A 22,610-nucleotide genomic window follows, 5' to 3' on the forward strand; every position below is an offset into this window, starting at 1 on the left:
TTGGAAGAGAATATTACAGGGTTATATCCAGGCCCAATGTGAAAATGCGCGGACTCGGCACGGAAACATCCAGGTTCGTGTTGTTGTCATTATTCGTTCCGTTCTCAGGATCCCAGAAATCCCAGCCAGATATATAGCCCAGGTTCCGCACGTTTCCGTAGATCCGCAGATTTTGAACGTTGATTTTGTCCACAATCCTTTTTGGAATGGTATAAGCCAATGCTATGCTTTCAAAACGCAGGAAGGATTTGGTACGGTAAACGGCGTAACCGGTTGCCGATCCTTCACTTGAATACAGGCGCGCCCATTCATTATTCCGGTTTTCAGCGGTCCAGTATGGAAATACGTAGGAACTCGAACGGTCTGGGAAGCCCGGCCGGTTTTTCATTTGGTTGAACTCACCTTTTTGTCCCAAATAGGAATACATCATGAATGACGCATCGAAGTTTTTAAAGAACTTGAACTCATTACGGAATGTGATTCTGGCCCTTGGCGATTTATAACCCTGGAAAACTTTGTCATCATTGGTGTATTTTCCATCATTATTCACGTCAAGAATCTTGTGATCTCCCGGTTTTACGCCGTATTTGGCCGCTGCATCCGCTTCTTCACTCTGCCACACACCCAGCACTTTGTAGTTCCAAAGCTCATCCACCGCATGTCCGATAAACCACCTGTTTGTTATGTCATCAGCCTCTTTTTGTCCAATCACATTTCCGGAAGCATCTTTCACATCAACCATATTTCCATACAGCTTCGCGATCTTGTTCCGGTTCATTTGAATGTTCAGTGTGGAACGCCAGCTGAAATTTTCGCGCTTCATGTTGTTTGAGTTCAGGCTCAGTTCCAAGCCTTTGTTATCCACCTGACCCAAGTTATCCAGCACGAAATCGAAGCCAAGCACGTTCGGCAATGCCCTTTTTACCAGCAGATCTTTTGTTTGGGATTTGTAAAGTTCAAGGCTACCGTCGATGATCGTGTTGAAGAGTGAGAAGTCCAGACCCAAGTTAAGTGAGTTGGTGCGTTCCCATTTCAGGTTCGGGTTCTGCATTCTGTCTACATAAAGCTGGCTGGTTTGATATACCGTTCCCCCTGAGTTCACGTGCAGATATTTGCCGGTTGCAAGATTGGATAAAGCGTCATAGCGGCCAATGTCCCGGTTTCCGTTGCTTCCGTAGGATACCCTTAATTTACCATAATTCAGCCAGCCAACTTTGAAGAAAGGTTCATCCGTAAATACCCATCCCAATGCAGCTGACGAGAAAAGGGCCCTTGGATTTTTTTGTCCGAATGCGGAGTAACCATCCCTTCTCGTGGAAAGCGTCACCATATAACGGTCTTTGAATGAGTAGAATAGACGCGCCATTAATGCATCGGCCGTGCTCGTCTCATCATTGCTCCACATGATCGGCGCGCTTCCGCCGCCAATGTTGTGGTAACCCAAAACATCCGTTGGCTGGAAACCTTTGTTAGACGTGCTGTCGTCCCACCTTCTGAAACGTTCAGCATTCGCAAGCAGCGTCACATCAATGTTGTGTTTTTCAGCAATGGTTTTGTTCCATTTCAGGATGTTATCGATTTGCCAGTTAATGGTTTTTGTGTTCCGTCGCGATGCGCGTCCGCCTTCCGCCGCCCATTCCGCATGTTTGGAAGATTCAGCATTATACCGGTGGTAGAATTCAAATCTTGGCGTAAAATTGGCTTGGTAAGTAATGCCGAACGGCAAGCCGACTTTGGCAAAAATCACATTGTTAATGGTCGTAGAACCTTTGTCGCGGTCAGTGAAGCTGGGCGCGTAATAAGGGTGGTTACCACCACTGGCTTCCTCGTTCGGTCTCCATTTGTAAGTCCCGTCCGGGTTAAATTCCGATCCCCAGGGCGACAGGTTGGGAGCGAGGTTATAATCAACAGGCACCTGGCTTTCATCACGGTCGGCAAATTGGGTGTTGATACCTACGGTCAAAAACTTGTTTACTTTTCCTTCCAGATTGACACGTGCGCGCACTGTGCTGTATTTATCACCTACCAAAATCCCCTCGTTACTCAGATAACCCAATGACATATAGTACGATACCTTGTCATTTTTACCCGAAAGACTGACCGTATGATCCTGGCGCAAAGCTTTTTGATAAATCTTGCTATACCAGTCCACACTGCGGCCCTCTTTGTAATTTTGTATTTCAACAGACTGTAAACCAAGTCTTTGCAGCCAAACTGTTGTAGGGTCTCCTGCCGAGCCGTCGAATGCCAGCCATTGATCCAATGTTACGTCTGATGGAAGATTATTAGGATTGGTAAAACGGCTTGGCTGGGCGGCAGCATTAATGTTGCGCATTACCTCACCACGCCAGGTTAAGAAACCATCCGGGCTTAGCACGTCCTGATTTTTGGCCACTTCTGCAAATCCAACGTTGGTGTTCACATTGATGATCGTTTTGCCTTCTTTTCCTTTTTTTGTGGTTACAAGGACAACCCCGCTGGCCGCTTTCGCACCAAACACCGCTGCCGAACTCGCGTCTTTCAACACGTCCACCGTTTCAATATCATTGGGGTTAATGTCTTCCAAACCACCATAATAAATTGCTCCGTCCAGGACGACAAGCGGTGACGTTCCCGCAGTGAGCGAGTTGGTTCCGCGCACACCCACATTACCACCGCCTTTCGCAGATGCTGAGAATCCCACATTCATACCCGGAATGTTCCCTCTCAAAACGTCCTGCACAGACTGCGGATTTTCATTTTCGAGCTTCGTGGCGCTGATCTGGGAAACGGCGCCGGTGAGGTCACGTTTCTTCTGCGTACCATAACCCACCACGACCACTTCTTCAAGCGTTTTTTGATCGGTCGATAAGGTAATGTCGACAACGCTGGCGTTTCCAACTTCTTTTTCCTGCGTGAGATAACCGACCGCTGAAAAAACCAGGACCGAGCTGTTTTCGGGCACATTGATCTGGTATTTCCCGTCTACGTCGGTCGTAGTGCCATTTGTTGTGCCTTTAACCACAACGGTTACGCCCGGAATGGGCGAGTTGTCTTCTTTAGACAAAATCCTTCCGGAAATTGGCTTGTCGATGGTGTGATGGGAACCGCTTTTGCGGTTTTTTGGCACAGGGTTGGCCATTGCAGGGGGCAGCAGCAGCGCTAGCAGCATACTTCCCGTCACCATAGGTCGAAGGAATAACGTATATCCTTTTCTCATTTGTTTGGGTTAGGAATGTTTCACATCAGCTCGCCGTTCGGCTTCGCTATATCAATATTTCCAGACGAAATGAGAAAATTCTACCCCTACAACGCAATTGAAATAAGTAGAACACTGGTGATTTATCACAAAAAAAACACCAGCCTGAGACGAGCTCTGACCAGTGTTTCCACGTTGAATATTTTTATTCGATTAGTTTTTGGCTTCCTTAACTGCTGTTATCGGAAATTCACCGTCTTGTGAAACGATCGTGCCTTTCAGCGACTCGCCTTCCTGAACCAATGTGACATTCAGTAAGCCACCCTGGAAATCGAGTTTGAAGGTTACCTTTCCCTGGTCAACCACAAGTTCTTTCATTTCCATTTTTTCTGTGGACCCAAGGGTGCCGCTTAGCTTACCGTCCTTTTCTTCAAAAGTCATTACGCCGGTTTCGTATTCAGGCGGAACGTTTGAAACAGTATATTTCCAGTTTCCTACAAGGTCATTGGCCTTCAAAAACCCGTGCGCTTGCACTGAAAACATGCTGATAGCAAAAATTGCCAGGAATAAATACTTCATTTTCATCATTGGAATTAGGATTAAGTTGTTTTACATGACTAAATGCAGCTATATCTGCATTCCTCAAATTTAGGAAATCAATCCATAATCCTTCTATCTATTGTTATATATTCCACCGAAATATCACTGATCGAAAGCGAGTCGCCAGCGGTTACATTTCAGCTATTTTGCAAATGCCTCATTGATCAGCGATTGCATGAAATCTGTCGCCTTTCCGGGTTTCAAGCCAACGGCATTTTGCCCCGACCAGAAAATACTGAGATCCGTTCTTCCCTGCGCCTGCGCCGCCTCGCGCAAAGGCCCCATAAAGCGGGACTGCAAGGGGAATGGCAGCACTTCGGTTTCGTAGCTTACTTCTTCCGATATCCTGTTCCGGATCATCCTGCCCATTCTGCCGGTCAGTGATTTAGAGAGTACCGTATACCGGGCTTCGTCAGACAAAAGCATTTCCCGGTGCTTGGGTGTGGCACTGGATTCTTCGGTTACCAGAAACGCAGTGCCGAGTTGGGCAGCGTCGGCGCCGAGGGTCAGCGCGGCTTTGATACCTAAGCCATCCCTGATGCCGCCCGCTGCGATAATCGGTGTTTTGATTTTTGCTTTCAATTGCTGAACGAGCGTAAATGTGCCGGTTAATGACTGGTTCGCAGGTTTAAGAAACGACGGCCTGTGCCCGCCTGCCTCAAATCCAGACGCGACAATGGCGTCTACTCCTGCTTCTTCCAGTGCCAGGCCCTCGTCCAGCGTGGTGGCCGCGCCAACGGTTTTTATGTCGAGTCTGCGTGCCTCGTCCAGTATTTTTCTGGATGGTATGCCAAATATGAAGCTGAAAACCGCGGGTCGCGCTTCGAAAACCGCTTCCACCTGTCTCTCGAATTTAGAAGGAATGTTCTGGTCGACTTCGGGAAGCGGAATGCCGAGCGTATCAAAAAAGGGCTTATAAAGCTGCTTCACTTTTTCCAGCTTTTCGGCAGGATAATCTTTCAGGCTTTCATCCACGTCCGAAACCCAAAGATTGATATTGTAGGGCTGGTTTGTTCTGGACTTAATGTCCTTATCCGCTGTCAAAATTTGCTCGGGAGTTAAGGTATATGCACCATAGCTGCCCAGGCCACCTGCATTGGATACGGCCGCCAGAAGCTCGGAAGTTGAAAAACCTCCGCCCATCGGGCCTTGCAGGATCGGATACCTGATTCCCAGGAGTTTTGTTATTCGAGTTTGATTTTCCATGTTTTCTGCCGCTTCATATTTTTCACTTGCTTACCTAAACCAAATGGTGGCCTGCAACGTGGCCGCCGTCAAGATTAATGATTTCTCCTGTAACGAAATTGCTTCCGGCCAGGTAAAGCGCCAACTCCGCTACATCATTTGTCTCTCCGATGCGATTTACCAGATGCAGCCCCGCCATACTGTCCGCGTCGCTGATGCCGTTTTTAGCTTGCAACGGGCTTCTGATGATACCCGGCGATATTCCGTTCACCCGAATATTATGTTTGCCAAATTCTGTTGCAAGTTGTCTGGTCAATGCATGAATTCCAGCTTTGCTGACAACGGGCGCAGTGGCAGGAAATCCGCCAATGGCATGATCAACTAGTACAGTTCCGATGTTGATAATCGAGCCCTCTCCCTGTTTCAGCATTTGCGCAATGGCAGCCTGGCTTGTAAAGAAAGTGCCTTTCAGGTTAATGTCCAGAAAACGGTCCAGATAATTTTCATCGACTTCCATAAATGGCTTTGCTTCAAAAATCCCTGCATTATTGACCAGCACATCCACTGCTCCAAAGCGCGCTAATGCAGTTTCAACAAGCAACTGACCGGTTTCCGGATTGCTGATGTCTCCCGTAACCTTGGCCAGTCTGTCGTGATTGCCGAGCTCCTGAAATGTTTTGTTCAAATTTACTTCGCTTGCGGCGTTGATGACCACATTATGGCCACGTTCCAGAAACAATGTGGCAACGGCTTTGCCTATGCCGGTCGACGCACCGGTTACAATGATGGTTTGCTTTTTCATGATCTTCGAATTTTAATTGTTTTTACTTTTGGTAGCAGTAATTCCTCTCTCACGAAGGACGGATACTTGTTCGCCGGCATGGCCCCAGTCGTCCAGGTCAATTTCCTGGATTACCACGAAAGTCAGGTTAGGATCTTTGTCCAAAACATCGGAAAGCAGATTGGTAACCCCGGCAATCAGGGCTTGTTTTTGTTCGCGGGAAACGCCTTCGCGGGTCAGCTCAATTTTTACGTATGGCATGGTCTTTAATGTTTGTGTTATCAATAATTAATCTTCTGATAACACAAAGTAAGACATCCAGAATGAGCACATTACGTGACCTAGATCACATAATGCATATACTATCTGTGATTGTTGTAAAGGCGGCTGAGCGTTTCTCTGGAGACGCCGAGATAAGCGGCAATGAGATGCTTCGGGACTAGGTTGTAAAGCTGCGGGTACAAGGCTAGCAGTTCCTCGTAACGGGCTTTGGTATCATTGTTCATGAAAGAAAGCAGGCGTCTTTGCGATGCCACATAACCCCTGTTTGTGCGCCACCGGAAGAAATGTTCTAACGGATGCAGCTCGCTGCAAAGCCTTTCACGGTCAGCACTGGACAGGCAAAGCACTTCCGCGTTGGCAATGCAATCTACGGTAATGGTGGCATGTGTGTGGTTGTACATGGCGGCATAATCGGATGTCCACCAGGTGGGCATGGCAAATTGGAGGATGTATGTTTTAATTTCATCGTTGACGAAAAAAGCTTTTAGACAGCCGGAGATCACAAAATATTCGCAATCCACCGCGCGACCCACATGGACAAGCGTTTCGCCTTTTTTGTATGATTGAGGTTTGAAATGAGAGAAGAAATAGTCAAACTGCTCGTCTGTCAGACTTGCAGCCTGGGCAATATGGTTTCGTAAAACTTCCTTCGCTTCCATAGGGTTAATTGGTCTTTTTGCAGATCTGGCTTAAATTTAAATCCAAAAGTATTTTATATAATTAAATTGCGTTTTTAAAGCATGCATTCTTTTTTATTATTCATCGGGCTGGCTATCATTTGCATTTCTTGTGGCAGAGAGCGTGAACCTTTGAAAAACAGGAAGAAAAACAACGTGGAAACGATTGAAGCGCTGGGTGCCCTGCCCAGGTACGTCACAGATCCCCCCGGAAATAAATCGACCCCCGAGAAAGTCAGGCTGGGCAAGCTGCTATTTTTTGATCCGATCCTGTCGGGGAATAAGGATGTTTCCTGCGCAACCTGCCATCAGCCCGAATTCAACTATGCGGAATTTTTGGAAACGTCGATCGGTGTGAACGGGCGGGGAACAGGAAGCAGGAGACAGTTTTCGGAACAGAATGACATTCCATTTGTGAAAAGAAATTCGCAGAGTATCCTCAATACAGCATTCAACGGCATTAAAAACGGTGAAAGTTACCATGCCGAATCTGCGCCCATGTTCTGGGATTTGCGCGCCAAAGGCCTGGAAGAACAAGCGCTCGTTCCGGTGCAGACCTTGGAGGAAATGCGCGGGCACACTTACCCGGAAGATAAGGTGATCGATGAGATCGTGGCGCGGATCCGGAAGATTCCGGCTTACGAAAGCCTTTTCCGCGATGCATTTGCAGGTGATGAAAATCCGGTTAATGTCGTGAATTTATCCAAAGCCATTGCTTCCTACGAGCGCACGCTCATTGCCAATAACTCGCGCTTTGACCAGTACATGCGTGGGGACAGCAGCGCGCTGACAACCGGAGAAAAGGAAGGATTGAACCTTTTCCTGAAAACAGGGTGCGCCAAATGTCATTCAGGTCCCATGCTGTCTGATTTCAAGCTGCATACACTGGGTGTTCCCGATTCTCAGAACCGGGCGGAGACCGATGCCGGCGTCAACAATGATTATGCCTTTCGGACGCCCACGCTCCGTAACCTGCGCTATACGGGACCGTATATGCACAGCGGGAAGTTCGCTACGCTTGAACAGGTGTTGCAGTTTTATGAAGACATTGCAGGAGGCAAAATCCCAAATCCGAATGTGAAACCTGCTCAGGTTGACACGTTGGCTACGAATATGGACGTCAATTTCAGGGACATTTCCAGGATCGTTGAGTTTTTGAATGCATTGAATGACGACGATTTTGACAAATCGGTGCCCGAAAGCGTTCCAAGCGGCTTGCCGGTTACCGGCCTTTGAGGTAGATCTTAGCGGCATTTCTCTTTATCTTCTTGACAAATCAAAAATCAGATCCCATGAATCAAATGGACAGGAAGACATTTCTGAAAGAATTATCCCTGCTTGCAGGCGCGTCGATCGTTTACGGACAAGCGGGCGCGGCTGCTCCTTCCCCGAACAAGGCGAATTTCAAACTAGGATTTGTAACTTATCTCTGGGGAAAAGATTGGGACCTGCCCACATTGATCAAAAACTGCTCGGATACGAAAATTAACGGGGTTGAATTACGTGTGGAGCATGCCCACAAAGTAATGCCGGAACTAACCAAGACGGAACGCATTGAAGTAAAGAAGAAGTTTGCGGACAGTCCCGTGGAGCTGATCGGTCTCGGCACGAACCAGCAGTACGATTATCCGGACCAGGCAAAATTGAAAGCCTCCATCGAACGCACGAAAGAGTTTATCAGGCTAAGTGCTGATGTGGGCGGCTCAGGTGTGAAGGTGAAACCCAACGGGCTTCATGCGGATGTGCCTGTTGAAAAAACGTTGGCCCAGATAGGAGCAGCATTGAGCGAATTGGCTGCCTATGCAAAAGATTTCGGTCAGCAGATCAGGTTGGAAGTGCATGGAGAAAAGACGCAGGAACTGCCTAACATCAAGCAGATTATGGAATTTGCCAACCATCCCAACGCCAAAATTTGCTGGAACTGCAACAAAGAAGACCTGATTGGTGATGGATTTCAGCACAATTTTGATCTGGTCAAAAAGTGGTTTGGTGACACGATTCACGTGCGCGAACTGAATCGCACTGATTATCCATATAAGGAGCTTTTGAGCAATCTCGGAAAAATGAACTACAAAGGCTGGGTGCTGCTGGAATGCCACACGAATCCGGAAGATAAAGTGAAGTCTATGATGGAGCAGAGAGCTGTTTTTGACCGAATGGTTAAGGCGGTTTAAAGCATTGCGGTTCAGGGCGCCATATCGATCAACCGGCCGCCCGCATCCTTGAACCAAGTCCCTTTCACTTCGCCGACACCGTTAAACCGGTATTGCAGACCGACAATGCCCGTCGGAGCGTTGGGAAATGTGAATTCCAATGCTTTTTTGTTATTGACAAAAATCTGCATGTTTTTGTCTTTACACGCAACACGCAATGTGGTCCACTCGCTCAGATTGGCCCCAAAACCCGAAAGGTCTGCGAACTTGCTATCAAACATTTTACCGGCTGCGAACATTTTCACCTCCCCAATGCAGGCCGGGTTTGCCAGCGGCAGGAAAATAATGTCGTCTTTGCATTGTATCAGCACTTCAACGGGCTGGCAGGTGTTTCCACCTTCATGATACGGGTTTCTTAATGTTGTTTCAAATTCAAAATTGGCATTCGTCAGGTCACCCATATCGCGTTGGTTGAAAAGGCGCACTTTGGGAGCAACGGGTTTCAGATTGAAGTTGTTGGCTTTCAGTAATGCTTCGGTGATCGCAATGCGGTCGGGTTGGGTAATGTCTTTTTTGGTGAAATAAAATGGCTTATCATCCATTTCCACCAGCCCGAGCCATCCATTTGAAGTGATCTGTACGACGTGCCTTTTCACAACTTCGCCATCCACAATGAGTCGGGCATTGAAATAACCCGGATAATAATAGATGGCCGAATGCTTCGTCTGGTCCTTGGGCACCAGCGTTTTGCGTGAGATATCCCAGGTTTGCACAATGTAAACCGAATCGGTCTTCGCTTGTGAAGCATCGTAAGTGAAAACAACGGAGTTCGGCACGGCTTCTGTATACACTTTATCTGCTTTGAATGAAAAGCGCGCGGGATCAACCCGTCCGGAACCGAGCACTTTTTGGAATACGAAATAACCCGCAATGGCCAGTAAAAGCACCAGCGCGAAAGCCCAGGTAAGATGCAGCGCGCGTTTAGGTTTATGGTAAGTGTCCTGCACTTCCGGCGAGACGGATTCGGCACTTTCGGGCTTACTGCATGTCTGGACAAAATTTCGCCAGTCATTGTAACCGGCAAACCGGGCCAGCGTGTTAAGTGTGGCAGTATTTGGCGCGTGATCATACTTGATGCGTCCCCAAACCCTTTTTAATGTGGTGGTGCTGAGCCGGACTTTGGTCTTTTCGAAGATTGCTTCGCTCAGTTTTTCGAAGTCGTAATTGGACCAGTTTTCGCTGCTTCCCCAAGCGAGCGCGTCCTCGATCTGTTGGAGGCAAACCCGGATTACTTCTGTTTCTGAGACTTTTAACATGGCTGTTGTAATTGCACGAGCTGGCGCGGCATTTGTCACAAATTTATCTATTCAAAAGACATTTGCTTCATAAACGTTTATTAAAAAAGATTACACGAATCGGCTGGAATTTTCCCGTATGGAAAGCGAGGTCAGATTTTGGCACAAATAGCATTCCGATATGTCTTGTTAACACCCCTGAATTCTGCCTGATGATGCCTAGTTTTGGAATTACGCTCAGGCCATGAGTTACATTTTATCTATTCTTTTTTGATCCCAATGCCTATGTTCGCCCAAGCCGATCCTCAAAATGATCCAGCAATTACGGTTGGCGCTGCCACCGCAGTTGTACAAACGGCCGGTGGTCACGTACGCGGCTACATGCATCGCAATGTTTACACATTTAAAGGCATTCCTTATGGAAGCGCTGAAAGGTTCTTGCTGGCTTACAAACCCGAACCCTGGGAAGGCATCCGGAACTGTTTGGTTTATGGCCCAACCTGTCCCACAACCCAGGCGCCTGCATTTACAGAGGAACTTGAATTCGCATTCCAGCCCAACCGCGGTTATCATGTTGACGAGCAGTGTCTTACATTGAATATATGGGTTAGCCACATGGATAGTCAGGCAAAAAAGCCGGTGATGGTTTGGTTGCATGGCGGCGGTTTCGCGAATGGCTCGGCTATTGAATTCCCGTCACATGACGGTGAAAGTCTTGCACGCAATGGAGATGTGGTGGTGGTTAGTCTCAATCACAGGCTCAATGTGCTCGGTTTTTTGGATTTGTCTGCTTATTCGGAGAAGTACCAACATGCAGGCAATGTGGGTGCTACTGATATAGTATTGGCGTTGCAATGGGTCCAGAAAAACATTGCAAATTTTGGTGGTGATCCTGGTAATGTTACCATTTTCGGACAGTCCGGAGGCGGTTCCAAGGTCATGTGCCTGCTGAATGCGCCTTCGGCAAAAGGGCTTTTTCACAAAGCAATTGTACAGAGCGGGAGCTATCCCAATCATTTTACAGACAAGAATATTTCCCAAAAAGTTGCTGAGGCACTGCTCGCAGAACTGGAATTAAGCCCCGAACGCGTGGATGCCTTGGAAACAATGCCTTATGAGCAGCTTGCAAAAGCGGGAACGGCAGCACTGGCGAAAGTCCAGGCAGGCATGAAGCCGGACGAAGTCCCGACCCTTGGCCTCGAATGGAACCCGGTTCTGGATTATCATTTTCTGCCTTATCAAATCGGCAGCGGGGCAGCACGGGCGCTTTCTGCTCACATTCCGTTATTGGTAGGTTCTGTTAAAAATGAGTTTGTGCCTTTTGAAATTGATCTGCGAAAAGTTACCGAAGAAAGTGCGCAGGCCATGCTGCTGGAAAAATACGGTGACCAAACTGGTGCCTACATTGCTGCTTTGAAGAATGCATATCCCGAAATAAAAGAGCCTTCTGAGCTTATCGACGTGGATATGCTGTTCCGGCCTTTGGTCATTAACCACGCAAATGAGAAGTTTGCGGACGGCGGGGCGGCCGTTTACACATATCTTTTTAAATGGCAGTCGCCGGTTCTTGATAGGTCGCTGGGAGCAGTCCATTGCATGGATCTGCCTTTTGTTTTTGACAACATTGCGCTGTGCGAACAAATGACCGGTGGCGGAAAGGACGCTTACATACTCGCCGAAAAAATAAGCCTGGCCTGGATACATTTCGCGCGAACGGGAAATCCCAATCACCAAACATTACCAGACTGGCCGGCTTATAATCCTGAAACCGGAGCGGTTATGGTGTTTGATAATGAATGCATTGTGAAATATCATCATGATAAAGCATTGCTAAGGATCGCAGCTGGCTCAAAAAATCTAACGGCCGGTAAACATTGAGGTAAAGAATCCCGGCGCCAATAATTATATAAAGCACCGCTTGAATTGTGTAAGACTTTACGGAGCCTTCGGCGATACATTTGTAAAAATGAAAAACCGATGGAAACGATACTTGAAAACCATATAAAACAAACCTTCCCCGTGTTAGGCATGTCCTGCGCCGCTTGTGCCGTGAGTGTTGAGAGCATGCTTAAATCTGTGAAAGGAGTCCACGACGCAGGCGTAAATTACGCAACCCAGACCGCCTGGGCTGATTATGATGATTCAGTAACCAACACCGACCTGCAAAATGCAGTCCGCGCCATTGGTTACGACCTGGTTGTGAACGTGGAAGATCCTCAGCAAGTGCAGCAGGATGCGCAGCTGGCACATTATAATGAATTGAAAAAGAGAACGATCTGGGCCTCCGTGCTTTCTCTGCCGATCGTTATTATCGGAATGTTCTTCATGGAAGGCTCGTCGCGTGCGTTGCCTTTTGGAAACTGGATCATGATGGTGCTGGCAGCACCTGTTGTCTTTATTTTGGGCCGCAGTTTTTTTATCAATGCGGTAAAACAAGCCCGGCACCGCAAAGCGAATATGGATACGCTGGTTGCATTAAGCACAGGTATCGCGTTCATTTTCAGTGTTTTTAATACTATTTATCCTGAGTTCTGGCATGCGCGTGGCCTGCATGCGCACGTTTATTTTGAGGCGGCAGCGGTGGTGATCGCGTTCATTTCGCTGGGGAAACTGATGGAAGAAAAAGCGAAGTCAAACACGTCGTCTGCGCTTAAAAAGCTTATGGGTTTACAGCCTAAAACCGTCACCATTATCCGCGATGGTGTTGAAACAGAAATTCCCGTTGCTGCGGTGAAGGTTGGGGACATCATTGTCATCAAACCCGGTGAAAAGATTCCTGTTGACGGCATTACGAAGGAAGGCAGCTCGTATGTGGACGAAAGTATGATCAGCGGCGAGCCCGTTGCCGTGGAGAAAAAGGAAGGGGAAAAAGTGTTTGCCGGAACGATTAATCAAAAGGGGAGTTTTGTTTTCGAGGCTGAAAAAGTCGGCGGGGACACCATTTTGGCGCAGATCATTAAAATTGTGCAGCAGGCGCAAGGAAGCAAGGCGCCAGTGCAAAAGCTGGTCGATAAAATTGCCGGAATCTTCGTTCCCGTTGTCATTGCCATTGCTATTCTGACATTTATTGGCTGGATGGTTTTTGGCGGTGAAAATGCCTTTACGCACGCCTTGCTAACCTCTGTCACCGTCCTCGTAATCGCCTGCCCATGTGCCTTGGGGCTCGCAACGCCAACCGCGATCATGGTTGGGGTAGGGAAGGGCGCTGAAAATAATATATTGATCAAAGATGCTGAAAGCCTGGAACTTGCGCATAAGGTGAACGCCATTATCCTGGATAAAACCGGAACAATCACGGAAGGGAAGCCAGCGGTTACGCAGATCGTTTGGGAGAAGGAGATCCAGGATAGATCATTTGCTCAACAAATTTTATTAGCCATGGAATCGCGCTCGGAACACCCGCTGGCCGAAGCTGTCGTCAACCGTTTGAAAAAAGAGCAGTTTGCCAAAGCTCCTTTGCAATCGTTTGACAGCATTACCGGCCAGGGTGTGCGGGCTGTGAGCGATGGTGTTACTTATTTTGTAGGGAATAAAGGTCTGGTTACGGATGGCGCTGTGGTGATCAGCAAAGAACTTACTGCACTGGCCGAAAAGTGGCAGCAGGAAGCACAAACGGTTATTTATTTTGCTGACAACCGGAATGTGCTTGCCATTATCGCCATTGCCGATAAGATAAAATCGACTTCCGGACAGGCCATTGCAAAGTTGCAGGATATGGGCATTGAAGTTTATATGCTTACCGGCGACAACAAGCAGACGGCTGCCGCAGTGGCGGGCCAAATTGGTCTACAACATTATAAAGCAGAGGTTATGCCTTCGGAAAAAGCTGCTTTTGTAAAGCAATTGCAGGCCGAAGGCAAGGTTGTGGCAATGGTTGGAGATGGGATCAATGATAGTCACGCGTTAGCTCAGGCCGATGTGAGCATTGCAATGGGAAAAGGTTCGGACATTGCCATGGACGTAGCAAAAATGACTTTGATTACATCCGACCTGAACATGATCCCGAAAGCATTAAATCTGTCTGCGAAAACGGTTAAAACGATCAGACAAAACCTATTCTGGGCATTTATTTATAACCTGATCGGCATTCCGGTCGCTGCTGGTGTGCTTTATGCTGTAAACGGATTCCTGCTTGATCCCATGCTCGCAGGCGCCGCCATGGCGCTAAGCTCCGTGTCGGTTGTGGGCAACAGCCTTCGACTGAAAGCCATGAAATTGTAGTTTAATATTAAAACAGTCGGGGCGCCAAACTTAGGTTTCTGGCGCCCCGACTGTTTTTTTATCCGCATTAATCGTCAATCGTATTGAAGATCCGTATGTAAGTCTCTGCCACATCTCCAGCCGGGCTTGGGTGCATATCCAGTTCCGCTGAGGTCACGTCATTGTAGATAAAAAATGCGGTAAGTCTGCGAAAAATAATTGGTGTAATGCCCGTCATGCCATTTTGAAGCTCATACATGGTCGACAATTCAAATGAAAGGTCGGTGGAGGCACCCACAGGAATGGCGAGCGGGATAGGGCTGCCCATGACCGTCGTTTCTCCCGGCGTGGTCAAAGCCATCGGGCCGGACGAATGCCATGTGTAGCGAAGCTGATAACCTGCCGACACCGGAAAGGACGGGTTGGCAATCCGAGTAACCGTCGCTTTCACGTCAAATGTGATCAAGCCAATGTCACCGACGGCATTGGCTGATGGGTCGGAATCTGTTTTGGCGGCGGATCGGGGTAATGCAATGTTGGGAGAACCTGGCGTAACCTCGCCGATCACTGAATTGTCCTTCGCGTAAAAAGTCAGCTTTTCGATTTTAAACTCGCAGGGATATTCACGTGGCGTGACACCGTTAAGCTTCGTACATGCAGACTCCGGACTATTTGGGATTTCGGGCACTTCATGGTCTGTACAGGACAGCGCCAGGCATAGAATGAAGTAAATAAAGAATGAAAATAACCTTCCGTTGATGAATAACTGTTTCATAATCTTTTCGTTTATGTGACTCATTGGGAATGCTATAATAATGATAATCAACTTATTATATCCACGCAATGAATTCGGTAAGATTTGAAGTGTTTTGTTATTTTACGGTTTGGTAAACCAAATCATGCGGAGACCGGTTGTAAAAATGTGTATTTGCATAAATTTAATGCGCATTTCATCGTCAGTTACCCGCACCCAAATGAATTCATCCTTCAATAAAAAATACGATAAACCGGTTATAAAGAAACATCAGCCGGACGACTCCTATAAATTTCAGCCCCTGCCGGCACCAACAGGCAAATATCCTTACCATCTTGATCTGGAATCAGTTCAAACATTAAATGACCGCGATAAGCTGGCATTTCACATGCTTGGCGACACGGGTAGTATCCGCAACCCGGATTTTCAGAAACTTGTAGTTGCCGAAATGATCAAGCAGTATCAGCAGACGGACGGCACCGGGAAGGAACCTATGTTCTTGTATCATTTGGGCGATATTGTTTACAATTTCGGCGAAGCGAGCCAGTATAAGCGGCAGTTTTTTGAGCCATACCAAAAGTATCCCGGGCCCATCTTTGCGATCCCTGGCAACCACGACAGCGATGTAAATCCCGACAGCCGCGTTTCCTATAAAAGTCTCGACCCTTTCAGGGCTGTTTTTTGTGACAAGCAGCCACAAACCGTTGCTTTCAGCGGGGAAGCGGAACGAAAAAGTATGACGCAACCCAATGTCTTCTGGTCGCTCATTACGCCGGTTGCGCGGATTATCGGTATGTATGGCAATGTTACGAAGTTCGGTGTGGTTACGCCTGATCAGCGCAAATGGTTAGTAGAGGAGCTTAGGAGCGCCGATGCCGAACGACCCGAAAAAGCGATTATCCTTTGCATTCACCACGCGCCATATTCTGCTGACGTAAATCATGGGTCGAGCTTGCCGATGATCCAGTTCTTTGATGGTGTTTTTGAACAAACCGGCGTGCGGCCTGACATTGTTTTCAGCGGGCACGTCCACAATTACCAGCGTTTTTCGAAGCGTTATTTTGATGGGAAAACGGTTCCGTTTATCGTTGCAGGCGGAGGCGGTTATGATGAGCTGCATCCGGTTGCCGCCACTTCCGACAGCCGTTTCACAGGCAATAATGCACTTTTTAATCATGTTTCCCTGGAAAATTACTGCGATAATAAGCACGGATTTTTGAAGGTTTCCCTCGAAAGAACTGAAAAGGGCATCCGCATTACCGGCGAATTTTACACCCTTCCGCATGAAAAAAGGGTCGAACCAGGAATGAATGCTATCCTGGCCGACCGCTTTGTTATAGAGACTTAAAATTCTATTGCTTGAATGTGATCTTGGACAGCGTCATCAATGGTTCGATGGGCTTCGCGGTCTCGTTTTTGAATAATAGGTAAATGTCGTGCTTTCCGGCAGTTGGTTTAATGTTCACCAAAACAGGTGCGCGGGTTGGGCGGCGGGGCGGTTTCACCGTTTCGCCTGGCTTTTTCTGGCTTTCCAGTTCCGCCATTAGCTTTGCCATATCAACCTCCGGGGCAATTTCAACATTTTGTTCGCCTACCAGCGTTCCGGTTGGTGAATCAAGCCTGATCTCGATCTTTCCGCCCATTGCGCCTTCACGCTTCTGAGCCGCAGCGTTGAGTTCGAGTGCTTTAATGTCCGTCAGGTCCATTTCTTTGAATGCTAAAAAGCTGTTGGCGAAAGCAACCACGCTGAATCCTAAGCCGGCAGTTCCCAATGCTTTCATATCGGCGCCCTGCACGATGGGTGCTTCGGCAGCATTCAGTTCCGGACTTCTGAGCACGATCATTTCTTCGGTGGTTTGTGCCGGAATGGCTTTATTTCCACTCATTGACCGGTCTGTAAATGCCGCCCTGATTAAAACGGAGCCTTTTCCGTTGTCCTGCGCGGGAATTTTTGGTGTAAACTCCCCCTTAACCGGCAATGTGCTCAGCGTTTTGTCGGTGCTGTTGAGAATGTATTTGACAATGGTTTCTGCATCCGCAACGGGCAATGCCGGGTGAGCGGCCATGGCGACCTCGCCCCAAACACCCGATCCGCCTTTCAGGATTTTCTCCACCAATTTTTCGGTCACGCCCGGTTTGCCTTTGTATTTATTTGAAATATCTGCAAATGAAGGCCCAACGGATTTGGCATCCACCTGATGACAAACTTTACAATCGCTTTTCCCGATCAAAACCTGGGCAACCGCAAATTGCGTGCTGGCATCCACACTGCGCTGACTCTGAATCACTTCTGCGTAATCAAACCCTTCGGAAGCATAATCAATGCTTACCGCGATTTCCTCGGGCTTGATTTTTCCTTCCAGCAAACTTCCGTCTTCCTTATCGGTTACGTCAATGGAATAGGGAATGGGTTTTCCGGGGAAAAAGAATGTTTTGTTGCCTTCCAGATTTACGGAGACTTTCGGTGGCTCATTGCCCGCAATGATTTTCAGGGATTGCGAATTGGAAGCTCCTTTGGCATCGGTGACGGTTAAGCTAGCTGTGTAAACGCCTGGTTTATCAAATGTGACCACGGGTTCGGCAGTAGCGAATGTCCTTGCGGCGCCGCCGTTACCCGTAATTTTCCAGCTGTATTTAAGTTTATCTCCATCGAAATCCTTTGTTCCTTCTGAGGATAGCTTCGTCTGAAACGGAACTGTTCCCCCTTTTTTATCCGTGGAAACCTGGACGATCGGCTTGCGGTTGCCGCCATTGTATTCAATGCGTATCAACCTCGAATTTTCGCTTTTTCTGAACCAGTTACTGCCATATTCCAGCACATACAAATCGCCCGAAGGCCCGAACTTGATGTCGATCGGCTGCACGGGATGGTAAGCTGGTAATACGCGCTCCATGGATTGATAGTCACCATTATCGCTCATGGAAATAGCCATGATCCAGCCGCGTGAAAAGTCAGCAGCGATCCATTTGTTTTCGTAGTAAGCTGGCCATGGTCTTTTTGGCGCTTTGAAATCCGAGCGATGGTAAACCGGTCCGCCCGTCGCACTTCTTGAACCAGATCCCACCGCCGGGAATTTTTCCGAAATGCCGTAAGGATAATAAATAAAGTTAGGCGCGGTTGGCAAGAGCTCTTTCAAACCTGTATTATTAGGCGAGTTATTGACCAGATTTTTTGGATCTTTTTTGGCCAAAGGCTTATTGGCTGCATAATCATACACCGGAAAAGCCTGGTCGTCACCTACAAACCACGGCCAGCCAAAGTTTCCGGGTTTCCTCGATTGATTTAATTCATCATAACCCCTCGGCCCGATCTCCGAATCTTCACTGGCATCCGGCCCCACTTCGCCCCAATATAAGTAGCCGGTTTTGCTGTCAACGGATATGCGCCACGGGTTCCTATGGCCCATGGAATAGATTTCAGGACGTGTTTTTGCCGTTCCTTTCGGATAAAGGTTGCCTTCCGGAATGGTGTACGAGCCATCCGGTTCTGGATGGATTTTCAGGATTTTTCCTCTCAAATCATTCGTGTTGCCCGCGTGCCCCTGATCATCCCAGCTGGCGCGGCCTTCGCGTTCGTCGGTTTGCGCGGCTTTCTGGTTTCCGGTGTTGTTCCCAACCGTCAGATACAGGTTACCCGCTTTATCCCAGGTCATTCCGCCGCCCGTGTGGCAGCAAACTTCGCGTTGCGTCACCACTTCGATTACGTCTTTTTTAGAATTTTCTACCAGCTGGTCATCGCGCAGTTCGTAGCGTGAGAGAATGTGTTTTTTCTCCGTCGGATGCGCATAATAGAGGTAAATCCAGTGATTTTTTTCGAAATTCGGATCCATTGTAAATCCCATTAAACCTTCTTCCGCTTCCCTGGAAACGCCTTCTGCGCTCACATATTTCGTATTCACAGGGATCATAGCGATCAGGTCCGTGGACTGGGTGGAAGCATTGTATTTCTTCAAAGCGCCCTTCCTTTCAATAATGTAGGCCGAGCCATCGGGAAGCACTTCGAAAACCATGGGCTCGTCCAGGTTTTCGGCGACTACAATAGGGGTAAAACGACTTTCATCCGGTTTGGGAGGATTGTCCTGGATGGTAAATGCTGCGAGCAGCAAAAAAGCGGGAATTTTAGCAGTGTTTTTGAGGACATGCGAAATTCGCCGAAAACGGGGGGATAGGTTTGTCATAAGCAGAAAACAAGAGTTTACTGGAAATATAACAAATTATCGTTAAAAATTCTTATTCCCTATTTTCCCATCCAATGCTTGAAATCGCCCACTTTTTCGCGGCTTACCAGTGCTTCCTTGTTATGTGAAGGGCGCAGGCTCAGCGCGAGACGGCTTCCGAAATATGGGTCAATTTTATCCACCGATTTGTGCGTGACCATCATGCCGCGGTTAATGCGGAAAAATTTGGCGGGATCCAGCACATCGGCGAGCTCGTCCAATGTATAATCCACCAAAAGCTTTTGATTGGAGTCCGTGACAAAGAAACTGTAACGCTCTTCGGTGAAGAAATAGGCAATCTCACTCACTTCAATGGACAGCATTTTTTGTCCTTGCTTTACCAAGAATCGCTGTCTGTATTCTTTCTTGCTGCTTTTTTGAAACCCTTCCAATAATTTTTTGATCCCTTCCAGCGAGTCTACGGCGGGTTGCGCGCGCATGTTGTCGTATTTCTGGAGGCTTCGCTGCAAATCGTCGCGGTGGACAGGTTTTAGTAAATAATCAATGCTGTTCAGCTTAAAAGCCTGTAATGCGTATTCGTCGTAGGAGGTTGTGAAAATGATGGTGCTGGTCACCTGCACGCGGTTAAATATCTCGAAGCTCTGCCCGTCGGATAATTCAATGTCCAGAAAAATCAGGTCCGGGTCAGCATTGCCGGCCTTTTGGTTGCTTTTGAGCCAATCTACGGTTTCTTCAATGCTGTCCGTAACGCCGCTGATGAGCAAAGCGGGGGCAGTTTCATTCAATAATTTTTTCAATCTTCTGACAGACAGGTCTTCGTCTTCCACAATCAGTGCGTCCATATAATTTTAATTTTCAGGCAATTAAAGGCAGGGTTACGGTAAAAAATTCATGATTACTTTCCACGACCGGCTGTGAAATGTGCTTTTGGTGTTCATTCAAAATTTTATATTTGGTGATAATGTTGACCAGTCCCACCCCTGTTGATTCGAGGTTTTCAGCACCGGCGGTCAATGTTTTCTTTTGTAAATTGTTGCGCACCATCAGATTGCCTTCCTGTGTGCTCAATATAAAAATCGTGAGTGGCCGGCTGGCGCGGATTACGTTGTGCTTTACAGCATTCTCAACCAATAACTGCAGTGTTAAAGGCAGGATCCTGCGGTTCAGCAAATGTTTTTCCACGTGCACATAAAGCTTCATCCCATCGCCGTAGCGCGTCTTCAATAAATGTCCGTAAGACTCAATAAAAGAAAGCTCTTTTTGCAAAGTCGTCAGCTGGCTCAGATCGCTGTTGTCCAGTGAAGCATGGTTGGTTTGCAGCAAATAGCGGTAAACCCGCGCCATTTCATCTACAAACTGCTCTGCTTTCTGCGGATCTTCCGCGATCAATGTGGACAGGGAATTTAATGTATTGAACAAAAAATGCGGACTAACCTGCGCCTTCAAACTTTCCAATTGTCCGTTCACATTCTCTTTCATCAATCTTTCGCGGTTCACTTCATGATGTTTCCATCTGCCGATAGCGTTAATCGACTCCTGAATGCCCATCACCAGCATTATTGCGCCCATATTGATCAGGTAAATAGTCAGGATGCGCGGGATGGTGAGCGCTGAGCCGAAAAGTCCGAAGCCGATATAAAGCCACGCGATTAACAACAAAAAAATGCCGGAAAGCCCGGCATGCGCTGCGATGGAAACAAATATGCGCCTCAATGTCTGGTCCAGTTTGGGATATCGACGGGCAATGTTGTCATTGATTTTGGATTGGATCGCAAATGTGACGGTTAGCAGAAAACCATTCATTAATGTGCAACCCAGGAAGGTTTTCCAGCTGCTAACGAAACCCGGGCCCACCATCAGGTAATTGAAAAACATCAGGAAAACCGGCATGGTCAATGCGTACGACCAGCGGCTCTTCGGGCCTATTGCCCCTGACATTCCTGCTATCAATTCTCCTTTCGTCATGGTGTGTCGCTCGGTTCGTGTTGGCCGCGATCTCAGTTTGTTGATGAACTCAAAAATATAAAAGCATTGCAAAAAGCAGGAATGTCAGTTGTATCAATTGGATGAATAAATGCATGAATTGTGCAGATTCCAGCATATTAAATTAAGCCCTTACCCGTGCTGACAATAATGGGACCGTAACCGTAAAATGCTCTGCTGTTTCCGTAACCCGAAGCTCACGGTTGCTCAGCGCGTGGTATTTGACCCTGAGCCCAGCCAGTCCGCCCTGGTCCGTTCCTATCGCCCTTACTTTGCTTTGAATGTTGTTTTGAACCATGAGCCGCTGACTGAAAGCAATTTCAATCTTGATAATCAATGGTTTGGCTTTGGTCATCGAATTGAATTTGATCGCATTGTCAATTAGGACCTGTAAAACCAATGGTGGTACCAGCAGTTCGCCGGAATAAGGTTCAGGTTCGATGATTTGCAGGCTTTCTCCATAGCGTGCACCCAGCAGTCGCGCATATATATGCAGGAAATCGAATTCTGCCTGAACCGGAACGAGCTCCGCTTTTGAAGCTTGCAGAATGTAGCGGTAAATTTTGGCCAGGTCTTCAACAAACGCCTCCGCTTTATCCTGATCGTCGCTGATCAATGCGGAAAGCGTGTTCAGGCTGTTGAACAAAAAATGGGGGTTAACCTGTCCTTTGAGCGCGTCAAACTGATGCTGCAGCGATTCGCGTTCCAGTCTTTCGCTTTCCGTCTGGTTCTTTTTCCATTGTTCCAATGAATAAAAAAGGCCCAGCATGGCGCAAAGAAAAACATCAAAAAAACCTCCCAGGATCATAATGGGCCAAATGTTATTCCATGTGAACTGCACGTCCAGCCCGGGCGTAATGCTGTAAGCCCAAACATCAAAAGTAGCAAGCACCATCGTGAGCGTGCCCACAGCCAGAAGCATTGCCATCAGCCGCGGAGTGGTTTGGTCTACATTCGGGAACCGGCTGATAATCCACCGGATCACAATGGTGAGCGCGATGACCGAAAACCAGTAAAGCGCTAAAACGAGCGGCGTAGCAATAATAAAAGTCGAAAGATCCTGGAAATAGGCGGTGCCTATGAAGTAATAATTGCCAACAGCGCAAAACACCGGCATCATAGCCAGGTGATACCACCATTCGTATTTTGTAAAAAAACGCGGCCTCACGATAAGATCAGGAAGGGTTTTGCAAGATAAATTCAAAAATAAAGAACCCTAACTAATTACTTATCAGCACGCTGATGTTTTTTTAAGTGACTTGCGGGAACATAGAGCATGCAAAAATGCGGAGATCTTCGGTAAATATACGCAGAAAGAAATACCGAGGTTTCCGGCCAGGTTCC

General features: G+C 47.6%; 17 protein-coding genes. 5 read left to right on the forward strand and 12 right to left on the reverse strand.

Annotation, left to right across the window (positions count from 1 at the left end; genetic code table 11):
- Positions 1-13: 13 nt before the first annotated feature.
- The 6 genes from NFI81_RS04635 to NFI81_RS04660 all read right to left on the reverse strand — a co-directional run bounded on the left by NFI81_RS04635 (position 14) and on the right by NFI81_RS04660 (position 6,685).
- On the reverse strand, positions 14-3,199 hold the full coding sequence (locus NFI81_RS04635) for a SusC/RagA family TonB-linked outer membrane protein (RefSeq protein WP_234613782.1): 3,186 nt from the start codon (positions 3,197-3,199) through the stop codon (positions 14-16).
- A 192-nt stretch (positions 3,200-3,391) separates the two neighbouring features.
- Positions 3,392-3,757 carry a hypothetical protein gene (locus NFI81_RS04640; RefSeq protein ID WP_234613781.1) on the reverse strand — a complete coding sequence of 122 codons (366 nt, stop codon included), beginning with the start codon at positions 3,755-3,757 and terminating at the stop codon, positions 3,392-3,394.
- Between the two features lie 162 nt (positions 3,758-3,919).
- Complete coding sequence (locus tag NFI81_RS04645) at positions 3,920-4,984, reverse strand: NAD(P)H-dependent flavin oxidoreductase (RefSeq protein WP_234613780.1); 1,065 nt, start codon at positions 4,982-4,984, stop codon at positions 3,920-3,922.
- Between the two features lie 34 nt (positions 4,985-5,018).
- Positions 5,019-5,765: an SDR family NAD(P)-dependent oxidoreductase gene (locus NFI81_RS04650; protein ID WP_234613779.1), complete on the reverse strand. Its 747-nt coding sequence runs from the start codon at positions 5,763-5,765 to the stop codon at positions 5,019-5,021.
- A 12-nt stretch (positions 5,766-5,777) separates the two neighbouring features.
- Positions 5,778-6,005 carry a tautomerase family protein gene (locus NFI81_RS04655; RefSeq protein WP_234613778.1) on the reverse strand — a complete coding sequence of 76 codons (228 nt, stop codon included), beginning with the start codon at positions 6,003-6,005 and terminating at the stop codon, positions 5,778-5,780.
- Between the two features lie 101 nt (positions 6,006-6,106).
- On the reverse strand, positions 6,107-6,685 hold the full coding sequence (locus NFI81_RS04660) for a Crp/Fnr family transcriptional regulator (protein ID WP_234613777.1): 579 nt from the start codon (positions 6,683-6,685) through the stop codon (positions 6,107-6,109).
- Between the two features lie 81 nt (positions 6,686-6,766).
- Here NFI81_RS04660 and NFI81_RS04665 point away from each other — a divergent pair, with 81 nt between their 5' ends.
- A complete protein-coding gene (locus NFI81_RS04665; protein WP_234613776.1) occupies positions 6,767-7,939 on the forward strand; it encodes a cytochrome-c peroxidase in 1,173 nt (390 codons plus the stop codon).
- Between the two features lie 56 nt (positions 7,940-7,995).
- A complete protein-coding gene (locus NFI81_RS04670) occupies positions 7,996-8,877 on the forward strand; it encodes a sugar phosphate isomerase/epimerase family protein (protein WP_234613775.1) in 882 nt (293 codons plus the stop codon).
- An 11-nt stretch (positions 8,878-8,888) separates the two neighbouring features.
- Here the strand turns inward: NFI81_RS04670 and NFI81_RS04675 are convergent, their stop codons facing one another.
- Positions 8,889-10,172 carry a LamG domain-containing protein gene (locus NFI81_RS04675; protein WP_234613773.1) on the reverse strand — a complete coding sequence of 428 codons (1,284 nt, stop codon included), beginning with the start codon at positions 10,170-10,172 and terminating at the stop codon, positions 8,889-8,891.
- Between the two features lie 264 nt (positions 10,173-10,436).
- Between NFI81_RS04675 and NFI81_RS04680 the strand changes: the two genes are divergently transcribed.
- Positions 10,437-12,029 carry a carboxylesterase/lipase family protein gene (locus tag NFI81_RS04680; RefSeq protein ID WP_234613772.1) on the forward strand — a complete coding sequence of 531 codons (1,593 nt, stop codon included), beginning with the start codon at positions 10,437-10,439 and terminating at the stop codon, positions 12,027-12,029.
- A gap of 99 nt (positions 12,030-12,128) precedes the next feature.
- Positions 12,129-14,372, forward strand: coding sequence for a heavy metal translocating P-type ATPase (locus tag NFI81_RS04685; RefSeq protein ID WP_234613770.1), 2,244 nt, complete (start codon positions 12,129-12,131; stop codon positions 14,370-14,372).
- A gap of 67 nt (positions 14,373-14,439) precedes the next feature.
- On the opposite strand, the gene NFI81_RS04690 is transcribed toward NFI81_RS04685, so the two are convergent.
- On the reverse strand, positions 14,440-15,126 hold the full coding sequence (locus tag NFI81_RS04690) for a hypothetical protein (protein WP_234613769.1): 687 nt from the start codon (positions 15,124-15,126) through the stop codon (positions 14,440-14,442).
- Positions 15,127-15,325: 199 nt separating this feature from the next.
- Here NFI81_RS04690 and NFI81_RS04695 point away from each other — a divergent pair, with 199 nt between their 5' ends.
- Positions 15,326-16,453 carry a metallophosphoesterase family protein gene (locus tag NFI81_RS04695; protein ID WP_234613768.1) on the forward strand — a complete coding sequence of 376 codons (1,128 nt, stop codon included), beginning with the start codon at positions 15,326-15,328 and terminating at the stop codon, positions 16,451-16,453.
- 4 nt (positions 16,454-16,457) lie between these two features.
- Here NFI81_RS04695 and NFI81_RS04700 read toward each other — a convergent pair whose 3' ends face one another.
- From NFI81_RS04700 to NFI81_RS04715, 4 genes are all read right to left on the reverse strand, one after another.
- Positions 16,458-19,283, reverse strand: coding sequence for a PQQ-dependent sugar dehydrogenase (locus tag NFI81_RS04700; RefSeq protein ID WP_234613767.1), 2,826 nt, complete (start codon positions 19,281-19,283; stop codon positions 16,458-16,460).
- A gap of 59 nt (positions 19,284-19,342) precedes the next feature.
- Entirely contained in the window at positions 19,343-20,125 is a 783-nt protein-coding gene (locus NFI81_RS04705) for a LytR/AlgR family response regulator transcription factor (RefSeq protein WP_234613766.1), read from the reverse strand.
- Positions 20,126-20,138: 13 nt separating this feature from the next.
- Complete coding sequence (locus tag NFI81_RS04710; protein WP_234613765.1) at positions 20,139-21,248, reverse strand: sensor histidine kinase; 1,110 nt, start codon at positions 21,246-21,248, stop codon at positions 20,139-20,141.
- A gap of 142 nt (positions 21,249-21,390) precedes the next feature.
- Positions 21,391-22,434, reverse strand: coding sequence for a sensor histidine kinase (locus tag NFI81_RS04715; RefSeq protein ID WP_234613764.1), 1,044 nt, complete (start codon positions 22,432-22,434; stop codon positions 21,391-21,393).
- Between the last annotated feature and the right edge of the window lie 176 nt (positions 22,435-22,610).

This window comes from Dyadobacter fanqingshengii (assembly GCF_023822005.2).
Taxonomy (GTDB): domain Bacteria; phylum Bacteroidota; class Bacteroidia; order Cytophagales; family Spirosomataceae; genus Dyadobacter; species Dyadobacter fanqingshengii.

Excerpts from the sequence above, each read along its gene's own strand:
- NFI81_RS04700 (WP_234613767.1), bottom strand. The coding sequence starts at position 19,283 with ATGACAAACCTATCCCCCCGTTTTCGGCGAATTTCGCATGTCCTCAAA.
- NFI81_RS04640 (WP_234613781.1), bottom strand. The coding sequence starts at position 3,757 with ATGAAGTATTTATTCCTGGCAATTTTTGCTATCAGCATGTTTTCAGTG.
- NFI81_RS04665 (WP_234613776.1), top strand. The coding sequence starts at position 6,767 with ATGCATTCTTTTTTATTATTCATCGGGCTGGCTATCATTTGCATTTCT.
- NFI81_RS04690 (WP_234613769.1), bottom strand. The coding sequence starts at position 15,126 with ATGAAACAGTTATTCATCAACGGAAGGTTATTTTCATTCTTTATTTAC.
- NFI81_RS04635 (WP_234613782.1), bottom strand. The coding sequence starts at position 3,199 with ATGAGAAAAGGATATACGTTATTCCTTCGACCTATGGTGACGGGAAGT.
- NFI81_RS04685 (WP_234613770.1), top strand. The coding sequence starts at position 12,129 with ATGGAAACGATACTTGAAAACCATATAAAACAAACCTTCCCCGTGTTA.
- NFI81_RS04655 (WP_234613778.1), bottom strand. The coding sequence starts at position 6,005 with ATGCCATACGTAAAAATTGAGCTGACCCGCGAAGGCGTTTCCCGCGAA.
- NFI81_RS04705 (WP_234613766.1), bottom strand. The coding sequence starts at position 20,125 with ATGGACGCACTGATTGTGGAAGACGAAGACCTGTCTGTCAGAAGATTG.
- NFI81_RS04670 (WP_234613775.1), top strand. The coding sequence starts at position 7,996 with ATGAATCAAATGGACAGGAAGACATTTCTGAAAGAATTATCCCTGCTT.
- NFI81_RS04695 (WP_234613768.1), top strand. The coding sequence starts at position 15,326 with ATGAATTCATCCTTCAATAAAAAATACGATAAACCGGTTATAAAGAAA.
- NFI81_RS04650 (WP_234613779.1), bottom strand. The coding sequence starts at position 5,765 with ATGAAAAAGCAAACCATCATTGTAACCGGTGCGTCGACCGGCATAGGC.
- NFI81_RS04645 (WP_234613780.1), bottom strand. The coding sequence starts at position 4,984 with ATGGAAAATCAAACTCGAATAACAAAACTCCTGGGAATCAGGTATCCG.
- NFI81_RS04675 (WP_234613773.1), bottom strand. The coding sequence starts at position 10,172 with ATGTTAAAAGTCTCAGAAACAGAAGTAATCCGGGTTTGCCTCCAACAG.
- NFI81_RS04660 (WP_234613777.1), bottom strand. The coding sequence starts at position 6,685 with ATGGAAGCGAAGGAAGTTTTACGAAACCATATTGCCCAGGCTGCAAGT.
- NFI81_RS04680 (WP_234613772.1), top strand. The coding sequence starts at position 10,437 with ATGTTCGCCCAAGCCGATCCTCAAAATGATCCAGCAATTACGGTTGGC.
- NFI81_RS04710 (WP_234613765.1), bottom strand. The coding sequence starts at position 21,248 with ATGACGAAAGGAGAATTGATAGCAGGAATGTCAGGGGCAATAGGCCCG.